Raw genomic sequence first — 15,014 nt, forward strand, 5'->3', positions numbered from 1 at the left:
TCACTACAACTTATTGATGAACACTTCCCTGGGCTTGCTCGTCCCGTCGGAGGGGCCGACGATCCCTTCCTGCTCCATCTTCTCGATGATCCGGGCCGCCCGGTTGTACCCGATCCGAAGTCTGCGCTGCACCATGGAGATGGAGGCCTGGCGGGCCTCGGCCACCAGGGCCACGGCCGCGTCGTACTGGGGGTCGTCCTCCTCGTCTTCGCCGCCCCCTCCCTTAGCGTCCGTCTCCTTCATCTCCAGAATCGACTTCTCATAGACCGGCTTCCCCTGCTTCTTCAGGAACTCCACCACCCGCTGCACCTCGGCATCGGAGACAAAGGCGCCGTGGGAGCGGAGCATCTTGGCTGTGCCCGGCGGGAGGAAGAGCATGTCCCCCATCCCCAGGAGCGATTCGGCGCCGTTGCAGTCGAGGATGGTGCGGGAGTCGATCTTGCTCGACACCTGGAAGGAGATCCGGGCCGGGAAGTTGGCCTTGATCAGGCCGGTGATGACATCCACCGACGGCCGCTGGGTGGCGAGTATCAGGTGAATGCCGGCCGCCCTCGCCATCTGGGCCAGGCGGGCGATGGACTCCTCGATGTCCCGGCCGGCCACCATCATCAGGTCGGCCAGCTCGTCGACGATTACCACGATGTAGGGGAGGTGGCCGTGCTCCAGCTCCTCCTCCTTGGCCAGGAACTCCTTGATCGCCGCCTCTTCGTCTTCCTGCAGCTCCTCGGGGACCTCCTCGACGGAGACCGTCCCCTTGGCCTGCAGTTCGGCCGACTCTTTCTCTTCCCGCAAAAGCTCCCGGTTGTACGAATCGATGTTGCGGACCCCCTTGTCGGACATGAGCCGGTAGCGGCGGCCCATCTCCTCCACGGCCCATTTCAGGGCGAGGGAGGCCTTCTTCGGGTTGGTAACCACCGGCAGCAGCAGGTGCGGTATCCCCTCGTAGATGGAGAGCTCCAGCATCTTCGGATCGACCATGATCAGCCGGACATCCTTGGGGGTGGCAGTATAGAGGAGCGACAGGATCATGGTGTTGATGGCCACCGACTTGCCGGAGCCGGTGGCGCCGGCCACCAGCAGGTGCGGCGCCTTGGCCAGGTCGGCCACCAGTGGCTGGCCGCTGATGTCCTTCCCCAGCGCCATGGGGAGCTTCATCTTCCCCTTGTGGAACGATTCGCTGGCAAAGATCTCCTTGAGGAACACCATCTCCCGGTCCCGGTTGGGGAGCTCGATCCCGACGACCCCCTTGCCCGGGATCGGGGCCACGATCCGGATCGCCATCGCCTGCAACGCCATGGTCAGGTCGTCGGCCAGGCCGGCGATCCGGCTGACCTTGATCCCCGGACCGGGCGAGAATTCGTACATGGTGATGACCGGGCCGGGACAGATCTCCACCACCTCGCCGTCGATCCCGAAGTCCTTGAGCTTCTTCTCCAGGAGGCGGGCGTTCATCTGCAGCGCCTCCTTGTCGATCTTCCGTTCGCTGGCCGGCGGGTTGTCCAGCAGTGACAGGGGCGGGGTTTTGAAGTCGCCATCGCTCCTGATGAAATCGAAGGTCTCCTGGACCGGTTTCAGCTTCTCTTCTTCCTTCTTTTTCTCCTTCTTCGGCAGGGGCGGCATGGCCGGGACCGTTACCTGGAGCGGCTTGATGACCGACGCGGACTTCTCTGCCGCTGACTTCTTCCCATCGTCGTGTGCCCGGAGCGCCCTATTCAGCGTTCGTTTTTCCCGCCAGCGGCTCAGGCGGTCGCCCATGGCGTTGATCCACCAGTCGGCATACAGGACAAAGGAGAAGCGGGAAAGGACCATGATGGCGGCGGCGAGCATGGGGAGCAGCAGCAGCAGCGCCCCCGGCACCCCCAGGTAGCGCTTGAGCAGGTCGGCGGTCTTGTAGCCGATGGCGCCGCCGGTCGGGACCCGCTGGCCGAGGAGTTCGGTGAACTGGATGTTGAAGGCGAAGAAGGTGGCAAGGGTGACCAGGAGGCCGATGAAGGCCACGATCTTGTAGGCCCGCCAGCGGAACTCCTTGAAGCGGAGCGACCGGTAGGCCAGGTAGAGCAGGGCCAGGGGAATGGCGTAGGCTGCCAGGCCGAAGACCTGCAGCAGCAGGTCGGCCATTTCTGCCCCCACCCGGCCGCCGAAGTTGCGCACCACCCCTTCCGAGGAAAAGGTGTTGAAGGAGAGGTCGTCGGTCTTAAACGACACGAGGGCGATCAGGAGAAAGAGCCCGCTAGCTGCCAGGAGCATCCCCTTGATCTCGACGGTCAGTTTTTCTTTTTTGTCTATTTCGTCGGTCATCCGTTTTGCGTGTAGGGGCGATCCTTGTGATCGCCCCTACGCCTTTCGTTACATTTCCAGGATCACCGGCAGGATCACCGGCCGCCGTTCTATGGTCTTCTTGAAGAAGCGCCGCAGGACTGTCCGGACCTCCTGCTTCACCTCGTTCCAGTCCCCCAGGAATTCCGGACTGTTCAGGGCCAGGGTATCCAGGACAATCTTTTTTGCCTCGTCCAGGTACTCCTGGCTCTCGTCCTCGAAGACAAAGCCGCGGGAGACGATGTCCGGGCCGTAGATGATCTCGCCGGCCGTCTGGTTGATGCCGATGATCACCACCACCATGCCGTCCTGGGACAGGTGCTGGCGGTCCTTGAGCACCACGTCGCCCACATCGCCGACCCCCTTGCCGTCGACGAAGACCCTGCCGACCGGCACCCGGCCGAGAATGCATCCCTCGCCGTCGCTGAAGGCGATCATGTCGCCGTTCACCGCCAGGATGCAGCGATCCTTGGGCACCCCCAACTCCTGGGCCAGGCGGGCATGGCGGACCAGATGCCGGTACTCGCCGTGGACCGGGATGAACCAGCGGGGCCGGACCAGGTTGTGGAGCAGCTTCAACTCCTCCTGGCTGGCATGGCCCGAAACATGGACCTCGGAGACCTTTTCGTGAAAGACCTCGGCCCCGCGCCGGTAGAGGTGGTTGATCAGGTCGGAGATGGTCTTTTCGTTGCCCGGAATGAACCGGGAGGAGAGGATGACCGTGTCCCCCTCTTCCAGCTTGATCTGCTTGTGGTCGTCCATGGCGATCCGGGTGAGTGCCGACATCGGCTCACCCTGGGAGCCGGTGGTGATCATGCAGATCTCCTCCTTGGGGAGGCGCGGCAGTTCCTTCAGTTCGATGAGAAGCCCTTCGGGGATCTGCAGGTACCCGAGCTGCCGGGCGATCTGAACGTTGGCCACCATGGAGCGGCCGTTCAGGAGGACCTTGCGGCCGGCACGGGCCGCGGAATTCACCACCTGCTGGACCCGGTGGATGTTGCTGGAGAAGGCGGCAACGATGATCCGGCCGCCGCACTTGGGGAAGATCTCGTCAAAGGCATCCCCCACCAGCCGCTCCGACAGGGTGTACCCTTCCCGCTCCACGTTGGTGGAATCGGCGAGGAAAGCCAGCACCCCTTCCTCGCCGTAGCGGGCAAAGGTGGCCAGATCGGTCAGCTCCCCATCTACCGGGGTCTGGTCGATCTTGAAGTCGCCGGTATGGATCACCACCCCTTCCGGGGAGCGGATGGCCAGGGCGCAGCCGTCGACGATGGAGTGGGCCACCCGGATGAATTCCACCGAAAAGGCCCCCAGCGTCACCGTCTGCCGCGGGCGCACGGTCTCCAGCACGACCTTTTCATCCAGGTCGAACTCCTTCAGCTTCTCCTTGACGAAGCCGAGCGTCAGGGCCGTGCCGTAGATGGGGGGATTGACCTCGGGGAGGACATAGGGGAGGGCGCCGATGTGGTCTTCGTGACCGTGGGTGAGAAGAATCCCCCGGACCCGGTCGGCCCGCTCCTTCAGGTAGGAGATGTCCGGCACCACCAGATCGATGCCGAGCATGTAGGGCTCGGGAAACATCAGGCCGCAGTCGACGACGATGATATCATCGCCGTACTCGAAGAGCATCATGTTGAGACCGATCTCGCCAAGCCCGCCGAGGGGGATGATCTTGAGACCGGTGGTGTCGTGTTCGGGAAAGTCCATGAAACTCCGTTCAAGGTTCAAGGTTCAAGGTAACGACGCAATCAAAACCCTGAACTTTGAACCTTTTCATTTTGCCGGTCTGGTCAGCTGGGCGATCTTCCCGTCGCAGCGGGCGATCCAAGACTGGCCGGGAGTGATGAGCCAGTGGGCCGCATAGAAGGAGCTGCGCAGCGCCCGGTAGGCGATCAGCGCCTTGTCCGTATCGCCCTGCCGCTCCAGGGTTTCGCCGATCTGCCAGAGCTTTTCCGCTGAGTGGCTCACCAAAGGGCTTCCCGGGGTGTACAGGTGAATAGCCGACTCAAAGCCGGCTACCGCCTGGATGTAGTCCCCGACAGCCAAGGCCTTTTCCCCCTTGCCAAACTGGCGCCACTGCCGGTACTGGATGGTAACGGCTATCATGATCAGGCCGATGACGCAGGCAACGCCTACGTTGACTGCAACGGTTTTGACCTTTTCTGTCATGTCATCCCTTCAGGAAGCCGGGAACCGCTGTCATCAGTGTCCCGAAAATGGCGGCACACAGCCCGACCAGCACCGCCAGGGCGGCCACGATGTCCCGCGGCCGGCTAAGACGGTGCGCTGCCGGCAGTCCCCGGGCAACCAGCCCGAGCCCCACGACGATGAGTCCGATATATGCTGCGGTCATACGCTGTACTCCAGGCCGGCGGCAATGGCCTGCCTGACCTCTGTCATCAGTTCGTCGCGCTGCCGGCCACGCCCGGCCGTGGCAATCGGCGGGGCAAAGCGGATATGCAGCGTGCCGGGATAGAGTTCGATCCGGTTGCGGGGGTTGATCGCCATGCTCCCGGTAATGGTGAACGGCACGATCGGCACCTCGGCCTTGCCGGCCAGGAGGAACCCCCCCTTCTTGAACGGCAGAAGGTTGCCGTCTTTGGTTCGGGTCCCTTCCGGGAAGACGATCACGCTGGCCCCTGCCCGAATCATGCCTGCGGCCCGCTCCAGGCTGCGCAGCGCCTCCCGGCCATCTCCCCGGTCAAGGGGGATGTAACCGGCTCGCCGCATGGAATGGCCGAACACCGGCACCTTGAACAGCTCTTCCTTGGCCAGCCAGGCAAAGCGCTGGGGAATGGCCAGGAACAGCGCCAGGATATCGAAGTTCCCCTGGTGGTTCCCCATGAAGATGAGCGGTTCGCCCCGCGGGACGTGCTCCAGCCCTTCCACCGCCACCTTTACCCCGGCAAGCCGGAGCGCCGTTCTGCTCCACCCCCGGGCGTGGGCGTGGTAGCAACTGCCGGTCGGGTCGAAAAAGGTAAAGAGAATGGCGCTGGCGGCAAAGAGAACGGTCAGCGGGATGAAGACCAGCAGGAAGAGATGGGCTCGCAGCATGCAGTAAACCTGGCCGATTATTCCCGGCTAACTTACTTTTTTTTCATCGTTCCGTCAAACAAAATAGCGCTTGCCAAGGGGTGGGGGTTTTTATAGACTGCCTGCACGTTTCCACAATCCCCTAACTGATAAGGAGCCTGTCATGGCAAGCCTCAACAAGGTCATGTTGATCGGCAATTTGGGTAAAGACCCCGAGGTTCGCTACACTGCCTCGGGTACGGCGGTGGCCAGCTTCTCCGTGGCAACGTCGGAGCGGTACAAGAGCAAGAGCGGCGACTGGGAAGAAAAGACCGAGTGGCACAACGTGGTCCTCTGGGGCCGTCAGGCCGAAGTGGCCGGCGAGTGGCTGGCCAAGGGAAAGACGGTCTACATCGAGGGACGGCTCCAGACCCGCAAGTGGCAGGATAAGGACGGCCGGGACCGCTACACCACCGAAGTGGTCGGGGAGAAGATGCAGATGCTGAGCCCCAAAGGCGAGGGGGGCGGGCGTCCCAGCGGCAGGCAGTCCGGCGAGGCGGAGAGCTTCGGCGCCGGCCCGAGCTACGACGAGCCGGCCTTCAATCCCGATGACGATATCCCGTTCTAAGGCAGGTAGCTTTTGTATGCAAATGGTGGATACAACAAAGGGGCATGATTTGATCATGCCCCTTTGTTGTCCAATCTATGTAACCAGCCGCAGCATTCTCTACTTCTTCCGGCTGGCGTGCATCAGCGACCTGATCCTGAGCCTGAGGGAGTTGATCTTTATGAACCCCTCCGCGTCCTTCTGGTTGTAGACCTGATCCTTCTCAAAGGTGGCGAAGTCCAGGTTGAAGAGTGAGTCGGTGTCGGACTTGCGGCCGACGGTGCGGCAGTGCCCCTTGTAGAGCTTGACCCGGGCCACGCCGTTGACGCACTTCTGGGAATCGTCGATCAGGGTCTGGAGCATCTCCCGCTCCGGCGAGAACCAGTAGCCGGCATAGATCATCCGGGCATACTCGGGGATGAGGGAGTCGCGGACCCGCATCACCTCACGGTCCATGGTGATCTGCTCCACTGCCATGTGGGCCTCGCGGAGGATAGTGCCGCCCGGGGTCTCGTAGACGCCGCGGGACTTCATCCCGACGGAACGGTTCTCCAGCAGGTCGACCCGGCCGATGCCGTGCTCGCCGCCGATGTAGTTCAGATGGGCCAGGAGCTGGGCCGGGCTCATTTTCTCGCCGTCCACCGCCACGGCATTGCCGTTCCTGAATTCAACCTCCACGAATTGCGGCTTGTTGGGGGCCTTTTCCGGGGCCTTGGTCAGGACGAACATGTTCTCGGGCGGCTCGGCCCAAGTGTCCTCCAGGATGCCTCCCTCGAAGGAGATGTGCAGCAGGTTCCGGTCGGACGACCAGGGGCGCTTCTTGGTGATCGGGATCGGGATGTCGTTCTTCTTGGCATAGGCGATGAGCGCCTGGCGGCTGTTCAGCTTCCAGTCCCGCCACGGGGCGATGACCGTGATGGCTGGATTGAAGTGGTAGTAACCCAGTTCGAACCGGACCTGGTCGTTCCCTTTGCCGGTGGCGCCGTGGGAAACCGCATCGGCCCCCTCGATGGCAGCGATCTCCATCTGCCGCTTGGCGATCAGCGGCCGGGCAATGGAGGTACCGAGCAGGTAATGCCCCTCGTAGAGGGCATTGGCCCGGAACATCGGGAAGACGAAGTCCCTGACGAACTCTTCCTTCAGGTCGTCGATGTAGACCTTGTCGGCACCGGTGGCAATGGCCTTGTCCCGGATCGGGTCAAGCTCGTCCCCCTGCCCCAGGTCGGCGGAAAAGGTGATCACCTCGCAGCCGTACTCGTTCTTCAGCCACTTGAGGATGATGGAGGTGTCCAGACCGCCCGAGTAGGCGAGGACGATCTTCTTCACTTCTTTTTTTGCCATGTAGGTCTCCTTTGCATCAATATGATCGGGCTTACTTCAATAGTGTTGCCATGATTGCCTTCTGTACATGCAGCCGGTTTTCCGCCTCGTCCCAGACCACGGAGTGCTTCCCTTCGATCACCCCGTCGCTGATCTCCTCGCCGCGGTGGGCCGGGAGGCAGTGGAGGACGATGGCGTCGGCTGCGGCAAGCCCGACCAGGGTCTCATCGAGGCAGTAGCCGGCAAAGGCCTTTGCCCGCGACTGTTGCTCGGCCTCCTGTCCCATGCTGGCCCAGACGTCGGTATTGAGGACATGGGCGCCGGCAACCGCCTCCCGCGGGTCAGTGGTCAGCACCAGTTTCGCCCCCTTGTCGGCGGCCCACCTGAGTACCCCGGCGTCGGGCTCGTACCCCTTCGGGCAGGCCAGGCGTAGCTCGAAACCGAAGATGGCAGCCGCCTCGATCCAGGTGTTGGCCATGTTGTTGCCGTCCCCCACCCAGGCGTAGGTGAGCCCCTCGTAGCCGCCCTTGTGCTCGATGACCGTGAACAGGTCGGCCATGATCTGGCAGGGGTGGAACAGGTCGGTGAGGCCGTTGATGACCGGTACCGACGCATAGCGGGCAAACTCGTCAACGATCTCCTGGCCAAAGGTGCGGATCATCACCCCATCGCAGTAACGGGCCATGACCCGTGCCGTGTCCTTGATCGGCTCGCCCCGCCCCATCTGGGAATCCTTGTTGGAAATGAACAGGCCGTGCCCGCCCAGTTGGAACATGCCGACCTCAAAGGAAATCCGGGTCCTGGTGGACGACTTCTCGAAGATCATGGCCAGGGTCTTGCCCGCCAGGAGATGGTGGGGAATCCCCGACCGCTGCTTCTCCTTCAGGTCGCGGGTGAGGATGAAGAGGTCGTCCAGTTCCTGCCTGCTGTACTGGCTCAGGGCCAGGAAATCCTTTTCCATTGGTATATCCTTGTAGGGGCGAATCTCGTATTCGCCCAGAATCCGGGCGATCACGAGGATCGCCCCTACAGAGCGCCGATCAGATCTCCTCCAGGATGCCGGTCAGGATGCCGATCATCTCGTCAACCTCCTGCCTGGTGACGGTGAGTGGCGGCACGAACCGGAGCACGCTGTCGTGGGTGACGTTGAGCAGTACCCCCCGTTCATGCCCCTTCTTGACGATCTCGCTGCCGGGGATGGTCAGTCCCATGCCGATCATCAGGCCGATGCCGCGCACGCCGGTGATGATGCTGAAGCGGCCCTTGAGTGCCTCCAACTCGCCCAGCAGGTACTCACCCATCTCTTCGGCGCGGTTGAGGAGCCCCTCTTCCAGGATAGCCCGGACAGCGGCCAGCGCCGCTGCGGTCATGAGCGGGTTGCCGCCGAAGGTGGAGCCGTGGGTGCCGGGGGTAAAGGCGGTCGCGTATTTCTCCCTGGCCAGCATGGCGCCGATGGGGGCACCGCCGGCCAGCGCCTTGGCCAGGGTCATGATGTCGGGAGTGACGCCGAAATGCTCGTGGGCGAAGAGCCTGCCGGTCCGGCCGATGCCGGTCTGGACCTCGTCCAGGATCAGGAGCAGGCCGTGCTCGTCGCACAGCTCACGCACCGCCTGCAGGTAGCCGGCAGCCGGGACGTTCACCCCTCCCTCGCCCTGGATCGGCTCCAGCATGATGGCGCAGGTGTTGGCGGTGATAGCACCTTTCAGCGCCGCCACGTCGTTGAAGGGAACATGGCGAAACCCATGCAGGAGCGGGTCAAAGAACTTCTGCACCTTCTCCTGGCCGGTGGCGGAAACGGTGGCCATGGTCCGGCCGTGGAACGAATCGGCGGCAGTGATGATCTCGTACCGTTCCGGCCCGTAGGTGTCGCGGCTGTACTTCCTGGCCAGCTTGATGGCCGCCTCGTTGGCCTCGGCGCCGCTGTTGCAGAAAAAGGCCTTGTCGGCAAAGGAGTGGCTGCAGAGAAGCTCGGCCAGTTCGATCTGGGTCGGGATCTGGTAATAGTTGGAGCAGTGGATCAGGGTCGCCGCCTGCTCCTGGATCGCCTTTACCACCTTGGGATGACAGTGCCCCAGGTTGTTGACCGCTACGCCGGCCAGAAAGTCCAGGTACCGCTTGCCGTCCGCATCCCACAGCACGCACCCCTCACCCCGGACCGGGACGATGGGGTAGCGGCCGTAGGTCTTCATGATGACCCGGTCGGACCGTTCAATCCATTCTTGTGAAGTCATTGGGTTATCTCCGTGCCGACGCCCACGTCGGTGAATATCTCCAGCAGGACGGCGTGCTGCACCCGGCCGTCAACGATATGTGCCTTTTTCGCCCCCTCATTCAGGGCATCCACACAGCACTCGACCTTGGGGATCATGCCACCGGAAATGGTAGCGTCATCGATCAGCCGCGGCACGTCGGCAAGGGCTATGCTGGAAAGGAGCTTCCCTGCCTTGTCCTTAACCCCGGAAACGTCGGTCAAAAGCATCAGCTTTTCGGCCCGCAGCGCCCCGGCGATCCGGCCCGCCACCACGTCGGCGTTGATGTTATAGCTCTCGCCGTTCACCCCGACCCCAACCGGCGCAATGACCGGCAGGAACTTGCCGTGCTCCAGGGTCTGGATCAGCTCCTGGTTCACCTTGACCACGTTCCCCACATAGCCGATATCCACCATCTCCACGGTTCCGTCGTCGGCTTTCACCTCCTGCAGCATCTTTTCGCAGAGGAGCAGGGAGCCATCCTTGCCGGACAGGCCCACGGCCCGGCCACCGTGCTGGTTCAGATAGCCGACCACTTCCTTGTTGACCTGGCCGGTGAGCACCATCTCGACAACGGCCATGGTCTGGCTATCGGTAACCCGCATGCCACGGACGAACTCGGAGACGATGCCGTAGCGCTTGAGGGTCTCGTTGATCTGGGGACCGCCGCCATGCACCACGACCACGTTGATGCCGAGGGACTTGAGGAGGATGACGTCAAGGGCGAAGGACTCCTTCAGCGTTTCGTCGGCCATGGCGTGACCGCCATACTTGATGACCACGGTCTTGCCGGAGAAGCGCCTGATGTAGGGAAGGGCCTCCATCAGCGTGTTGGCCTTATCGATCAGGTGCTGCATACTGCCTACCGCCTTGCAGGTGGAATGGGGGTGCGAAGTGCACAACTATAGCAGATGAAGGAAAATAATCAACGACAAAGAGGGGTTGCGAAACGGCTGCAGAAAAGGGGGGACGGGATTTTGCCCAATTCGGGCTACCCTTCGCCACCCGGCAGGGTGATCGTCACGGTGGTGCCTTGTCCCAGCTCACTCTCCACCTGGATCGTTCCGCCGTGGGCGCGCACAAACTCCCTGGCATAATAGAGGCCGAGCCCGAATCCCCTGATCTGGCCGGTATGGGACGGGTCGATCTGGTAGAATTTTTCGAAGATTTTGGGGAGTTCGTCCTTCGGCATCCCGGTCCCGGTATCGGTGACACTGAAGCGGCAGCCGGTTCCTTCGGGGCGCAGGGCAATGGTCACCTGGCCACTGTTGCTGGTGAACTTGAAGGCGTTGTCGATCACCTGCTTGAAGCAGAAGGTGATCTTGTCGGCGTCCAGCATCAGCGGCGGGACCGGTTCCATCACCAGTTCGGCATCGATGCCCGATTTCCTCGTGACCTCGCGGGATTCGGACAGAATGACGTGAATCAGCTTTTCGAGGGAGCACGGCTCCAGTTTCAGCCCCTGGCCGGTATCCATGACGCGGCTGAACACGAGGAGGTCGGACACCATCCGCTCCAGGTAGTAGGCTTCGTCCAGAATCAACTGCAGGTTATGCTTGAAGGCCTCGTCCTGCGCATCGAAGACGCCGGTCCCCATGTTCTGGAGAAAAAGGGATATTGCCGTCAGTGGCGTGCGGAACTTGTGGGAGATGATGGACAGGAAGTTGGACTTGAGCCGGTCCAGATTCTTCAGGTTGGCGATCTCTTCCTTGAGTGCCTTCTTCACCAATGCCTTGTCAACGGCGGTTTTCAGCTGTAACAGGTTGAGCGGCTTGGAGATGAAGTCGTCGGCATCGGCCTTGAGGGCGTTGAGGATGATCTCCTTTTCCGCGAAACCGGTCATGACGATGACCACCAGGGTCGGTTCCTTCTCCTTCAGGCGGCGGAGCAGCTCGATGCCATCCATCTTGGGCATCATGACATCGGTCAGAATGACATCGATGCCACCCTTCTCGAAGATATGCAACGCCTCTTCACCGTCGCCCGCCTGGACTACGTCGTACCCTTTGAGTGCACGGCTACAGAGGTCGCGGATGATCGCTTCATCATCGACGATGAGTATCCGTTTCTGAATGAGCTGCTGGCGCTGCTCAAGGACTGGTTGTTGGGAGAGTTCCGGCAAGATCGACGACCTTGTATTGTTAGATTAAGATAAAGGTAACGCTATAACCATACCCTGTTCTGGGGTGTTGGCAACTACCCGACGATCAGGGTGGACAATTTTTCCAGGGCAGCGGCCAGGTTTTCCGGCTTGGTGCCACCGGCCTGGGCCAGTTCCGGCTTGCCGCCACCGCTACCGCCGACCACCGGGGCCAGTTCCCGGATCAGGTCCCCGGCCTTGAACCGGCCGGTCAGGTCCTTGGTCACCGCTATCAGGAGGGCTACCTTGCCGTCAGCAATACTGCCGAGAGCAATGATACCTGAACCGAGCCGTTCCTTGAGGGTATCTGCCAGTTCCCGGAGCCCTTTAGCATCGGCCCCCTCCACCTGCGTTGCCAGGACCTTGACCCCTGCCACCTCCCTGACCCCGGCCAGCAGGTCGGCCGAGGCGCTGGCGTTGATGCGGGCCTGCAGGGTCTCAACCTCACGCTGAAGCTCCCGTTGGCGTGCCAGGAGCCGCTCCACCCTGTCGATACTGCTTCCCCCCTCGGCCTTGACCAGGGTCGCCACCTGGCGCTGCTCGTCTTCCAGCTGCTGGACGTAACGGACCGCAGCGATACCGGTCAGGCCCTCGATCCGCCTCACCCCGGCGGCGATCCCCCCCTCCGAGACGATCTTGCAGAAACCGATGTCACCGGCCGCCCCCACATGGGTGCCGCCACAGAGTTCACTGCTCACGTCCCCAACGGTCACGACCCGGACCGTTTCGCCGTATTTCTCCCCGAACAGGGCGGTGGCGCCACTGGCCATCGCTTCGGCCGCGGCCATCTCCTGGGAGTTTACCGGGGCGTTGGCCATGATATAGCCGTTCACCAGTTCCTCGACCCGCCGCAGCTCGTCGGCAGTGACGGCGGAATAGTGGGTGAAGTCGAACCGGAGCCGCTCCGGTTCCACCAGGGAACCGGCCTGTTTCACATGGTCGCCCAGCACCTGGCGCAGTGCCGACTGCAGCAGGTGGGTAGCCGTGTGGTTACGGGCCGTGGCCAACCGCTCCTCTACCGTGACCTTGAGGTCGACCGCCTCGCCGGTTCGGATGGTGCCGTTCTTCACCACTGCCCGGTGGACGATCAGATCGGTATAGGGGCGGAGCGTCGTGGTCACCTCCAAGTGGGCGCTGCCGGTGGAAAGCACCCCCGTGTCCCCGGCCTGGCCGCCGGAGGCACCGTAGAACGGGGTCCGGTCGGTGATCACCGCCACCTCGTCACCGGTCGACGCTTCGGTCACCACCGCGCCGTTTTTGACCAGCACCGACACGATCCCGTAGGCGGTCTGCTCGTCGTAGCCGGTAAAGAGGGAGCGGGTCCCCTCGCTGTAGAGGGTCTTGTAGATGGAGGCGATCCCCTCTTCTCCGGACCCCTTCCAGTGTTCCCGCGCCTGGTTCCGCTGGCGCTCCATGCAGAGGGCGAATCCGTCCTCATCCACCGTCATCCCTTCGGCGGCAACGATATCGGCAGTGAGGTCAACCGGGAAACCAAAGGTGTCATAGAGCTTGAAGACCGCTTCACCCGGAAGAACGGTCCGGCCAGCCGTCTTCAGGCTGGACACCTCTTCGTTCAGAATGGCCAGCCCGCGGTCGAGGGTTTCGGCAAAACGTTCCTCCTCGGCCAGGACCACCTTCTTGATGTACTCTTCCCGCTCCAGGAGCTCGGGAAAGGCGTCGGCCATGATGCTGTTCACCGCATCGACCGTCCGGTGGAGAATCGGTTCGGCAAAACCGAGCATCTTGGCGTGGCGGGCCGCACGGCGCATGATGCGGCGCAGCACGTAGCCCCGCCCCTCGTTGCTGGGGAGCGCGCCGTCGCAGATCAGGAAGGTGACGGCCCGGGCGTGGTCGGCAATGACCCGCATGGAGACGTCGTCCTTGTCGTTCTGCCGGTAGCTCTTGCCGCCAAGCTTGGCGACATACTGGATGATCCCCTGGAGCAGGTCGGTATCGTAGTTGGATTTCACCCCCTGCAGAACCGTGGCGATCCGCTCCAGTCCCATGCCGGTATCAACGGCCGGCTTGGGGAGCGGCGTCAGGGTGCCGTCTGAGGAGCGGTCGAACTGCATGAAGACGTTGTTCCAGATCTCCATGTACCGGTCGCAGTCGCACCCGACCGCGCAGGTCGGGCTACCGCACCCCACTTCCGGGCCATTGTCCCAGAAGATCTCGGAGCAGGGACCGCAGGGGCCGGTATCACCCATGGACCAGAAGTTGTCCTTTTCGCCGAAACGGTAGATCCGCTCCCTCGGCACCCCTTCCTGCAGGTGCCAGATGTCGGCGGCCTCGTCGTCGTCCGTATAGACCGTGACGTAGAGGCGGTCCTTGTCCAGCCCCAGGTCCCTGGTCAGGAGTTCCCAGGCAAAGGCGATCGCCTCCTTCTTGAAGTAGTCGCCAAAGGAGAAGTTTCCCAGCATCTCGAAGAAGGTGTGGTGGCGGGCGGTCCGGCCGACGTTTTCCAGGTCGTTGTGCTTGCCGCCGGCCCGGACGCATTTCTGCGACGAACAGGCTCGTACATAGTCACGCTTCTCCATGCCGAGGAAGCAGTCCTTGAACTGGTTCATACCGGCATTGGTGAACAGGAGCGTCGGGTCGTTATGGGGAATCAGGCCGGAACTGGGAACAATGGTGTGCCCCCGGTCGGCGAAAAACTTCAGGAATCTGGCGCGTATCTCTTTTCCGGTCATCGGTGCCTCAGGTGTTTATTGTGAATGTTACTCAGTGTTGTCCAGTGAACTGTAGGGGCAGAATGCTGACAGCCGGGGAATTCATTCCCCGGTCATTTCGGCAAGATGCCACTCTCGTCACGTACGTGACGACGGGATTAATCCGATTCCATCACCGGGGGATGAATCCCCCGGCTACATGCATTCTGTCCCGATGGGACGAAAACTTAATTTGTCTGTCACTCGTCGCCGGCCATGCGCAGGGTGTCGAAGATGGCAGAAAGCGAGAACCCGCGGCGTTGGAACCAGTTGACCAGCCGGCGCGTCTCCCGTGGCGTGGCAGTTGCGGGATCGAACCCGGTAAACCGACGGGCCAGGAGCTCTCCTATTGCCTGCCGCTCGTCCAGCTCTTCCCCTGCCGCAGCCATGGCCGCTTCAACGATCTCCGGTGGGATGCCCCGGCGCCGGAGTTCCAGGCGCAGCCGGGGGCCAACCGCCGTTCCTTCTCGCACCGCCCGTGCTGCCCACTGTTCGGCATAGCGGCGGTCGTCCAGGTAGGCAAGGCCATGCAGCCGGGAAAGGGTCGCCTCGATCTCATCGGCGGGAAACCCCTTGGCTGCCAGCTTCCGGGAGAGTTCGGCACTGCTGTGGTCGCGACGGGCCAGCAGGTTCAGGGCCGCATCCATGGCTGTGCCGGCCAT

Annotated in this window: 13 protein-coding genes; 1 reads left to right on the top strand and 12 read right to left on the bottom strand. The window is 62.4% G+C overall.

What is annotated here, in order from left to right:
* Positions 1-3: 3 nt before the first annotated feature.
* The 5 genes from JN12_RS08000 to JN12_RS08020 all read right to left on the bottom strand — a co-directional run bounded on the left by JN12_RS08000 (position 4) and on the right by JN12_RS08020 (position 5,370).
* Positions 4-2,298: a DNA translocase FtsK gene (locus JN12_RS08000; protein WP_145020855.1), complete on the bottom strand. Its 2,295-nt coding sequence runs from the start codon at positions 2,296-2,298 to the stop codon at positions 4-6.
* 48 nt (positions 2,299-2,346) lie between these two features.
* The gene (locus tag JN12_RS08005; RefSeq protein ID WP_145020858.1) at positions 2,347-4,023 is read right to left on the bottom strand and encodes a ribonuclease J; all 1,677 of its coding nucleotides are present in this window, start codon (positions 4,021-4,023) and stop codon (positions 2,347-2,349) included.
* A gap of 66 nt (positions 4,024-4,089) precedes the next feature.
* Positions 4,090-4,485 (bottom strand): tetratricopeptide repeat protein, encoded by a 396-nt coding sequence (locus JN12_RS08010; RefSeq protein WP_145020861.1) that lies wholly within the window; start codon positions 4,483-4,485, stop codon positions 4,090-4,092.
* 1 nt (position 4,486) lies between these two features.
* Positions 4,487-4,669, bottom strand: coding sequence for a hypothetical protein (locus JN12_RS08015; protein ID WP_145020864.1), 183 nt, complete (start codon positions 4,667-4,669; stop codon positions 4,487-4,489).
* The gene (locus tag JN12_RS08020; protein ID WP_145020866.1) at positions 4,666-5,370 is read right to left on the bottom strand and encodes a lysophospholipid acyltransferase family protein; all 705 of its coding nucleotides are present in this window, start codon (positions 5,368-5,370) and stop codon (positions 4,666-4,668) included. The genes JN12_RS08015 and JN12_RS08020 overlap by 4 nt, the downstream gene beginning before the upstream one ends.
* A 142-nt stretch (positions 5,371-5,512) precedes the next feature.
* Between JN12_RS08020 and JN12_RS08025 the strand changes: the two genes are divergently transcribed.
* Entirely contained in the window at positions 5,513-5,956 is a 444-nt protein-coding gene (locus JN12_RS08025) for a single-stranded DNA-binding protein (RefSeq protein WP_145020870.1), read from the top strand.
* 99 nt (positions 5,957-6,055) lie between these two features.
* Here JN12_RS08025 and JN12_RS08030 read toward each other — a convergent pair whose 3' ends face one another.
* From JN12_RS08030 to JN12_RS08060, 7 genes are all read right to left on the bottom strand, one after another.
* Entirely contained in the window at positions 6,056-7,276 is a 1,221-nt protein-coding gene (locus JN12_RS08030; protein ID WP_145020873.1) for an argininosuccinate synthase, read from the bottom strand.
* Positions 7,277-7,307: 31 nt separating this feature from the next.
* The gene (argF, locus tag JN12_RS08035; RefSeq protein WP_145021253.1) at positions 7,308-8,216 is read right to left on the bottom strand and encodes an ornithine carbamoyltransferase; all 909 of its coding nucleotides are present in this window, start codon (positions 8,214-8,216) and stop codon (positions 7,308-7,310) included.
* 79 nt (positions 8,217-8,295) lie between these two features.
* Positions 8,296-9,486 carry an acetylornithine transaminase gene (locus tag JN12_RS08040; protein ID WP_145020876.1) on the bottom strand — a complete coding sequence of 397 codons (1,191 nt, stop codon included), beginning with the start codon at positions 9,484-9,486 and terminating at the stop codon, positions 8,296-8,298.
* Positions 9,483-10,361, bottom strand: a complete 879-nt coding sequence (gene argB, locus JN12_RS08045) for an acetylglutamate kinase (protein WP_145020879.1) — start codon at positions 10,359-10,361, stop codon at positions 9,483-9,485. Before argB ends, JN12_RS08040 begins: the two co-directional genes overlap by 4 nt.
* 134 nt (positions 10,362-10,495) lie before the next feature.
* Positions 10,496-11,626, bottom strand: a complete 1,131-nt coding sequence (locus JN12_RS08050) for an ATP-binding response regulator (RefSeq protein WP_145020882.1) — start codon at positions 11,624-11,626, stop codon at positions 10,496-10,498.
* Positions 11,627-11,700: 74 nt separating this feature from the next.
* Positions 11,701-14,334 carry an alanine--tRNA ligase gene (gene alaS / locus JN12_RS08055; protein ID WP_145020885.1) on the bottom strand — a complete coding sequence of 878 codons (2,634 nt, stop codon included), beginning with the start codon at positions 14,332-14,334 and terminating at the stop codon, positions 11,701-11,703.
* Between the two features lie 218 nt (positions 14,335-14,552).
* The gene (locus JN12_RS08060; RefSeq protein ID WP_145020889.1) at positions 14,553-15,014 is read right to left on the bottom strand and encodes a regulatory protein RecX; all 462 of its coding nucleotides are present in this window, start codon (positions 15,012-15,014) and stop codon (positions 14,553-14,555) included.

This window comes from Geobacter argillaceus, assembly GCF_007830735.1.
Classification (GTDB): domain Bacteria; phylum Desulfobacterota; class Desulfuromonadia; order Geobacterales; family DSM-12255; genus Geomobilibacter; species Geomobilibacter argillaceus.

Coding starts and splice junctions, on each gene's coding strand:
- JN12_RS08020 (WP_145020866.1), bottom strand. CDS start 5,370: ATGCTGCGAGCCCATCTCTTCCTGCTGGTCTTCATCCCGCTGACCGTT.
- argB (WP_145020879.1), bottom strand. CDS start 10,361: ATGCAGCACCTGATCGATAAGGCCAACACGCTGATGGAGGCCCTTCCC.
- alaS (WP_145020885.1), bottom strand. CDS start 14,334: ATGACCGGAAAAGAGATACGCGCCAGATTCCTGAAGTTTTTCGCCGAC.
- JN12_RS08030 (WP_145020873.1), bottom strand. CDS start 7,276: ATGGCAAAAAAAGAAGTGAAGAAGATCGTCCTCGCCTACTCGGGCGGT.
- JN12_RS08025 (WP_145020870.1), top strand. CDS start 5,513: ATGGCAAGCCTCAACAAGGTCATGTTGATCGGCAATTTGGGTAAAGAC.
- argF (WP_145021253.1), bottom strand. CDS start 8,216: ATGGAAAAGGATTTCCTGGCCCTGAGCCAGTACAGCAGGCAGGAACTG.
- JN12_RS08005 (WP_145020858.1), bottom strand. CDS start 4,023: ATGGACTTTCCCGAACACGACACCACCGGTCTCAAGATCATCCCCCTC.
- JN12_RS08015 (WP_145020864.1), bottom strand. CDS start 4,669: ATGACCGCAGCATATATCGGACTCATCGTCGTGGGGCTCGGGCTGGTT.
- JN12_RS08000 (WP_145020855.1), bottom strand. CDS start 2,298: ATGACCGACGAAATAGACAAAAAAGAAAAACTGACCGTCGAGATCAAG.
- JN12_RS08040 (WP_145020876.1), bottom strand. CDS start 9,486: ATGACTTCACAAGAATGGATTGAACGGTCCGACCGGGTCATCATGAAG.
- JN12_RS08010 (WP_145020861.1), bottom strand. CDS start 4,485: ATGACAGAAAAGGTCAAAACCGTTGCAGTCAACGTAGGCGTTGCCTGC.
- JN12_RS08060 (WP_145020889.1), bottom strand. CDS start 15,014: ATGGCCGGCACAGCCATGGATGCGGCCCTGAACCTGCTGGCCCGTCGC.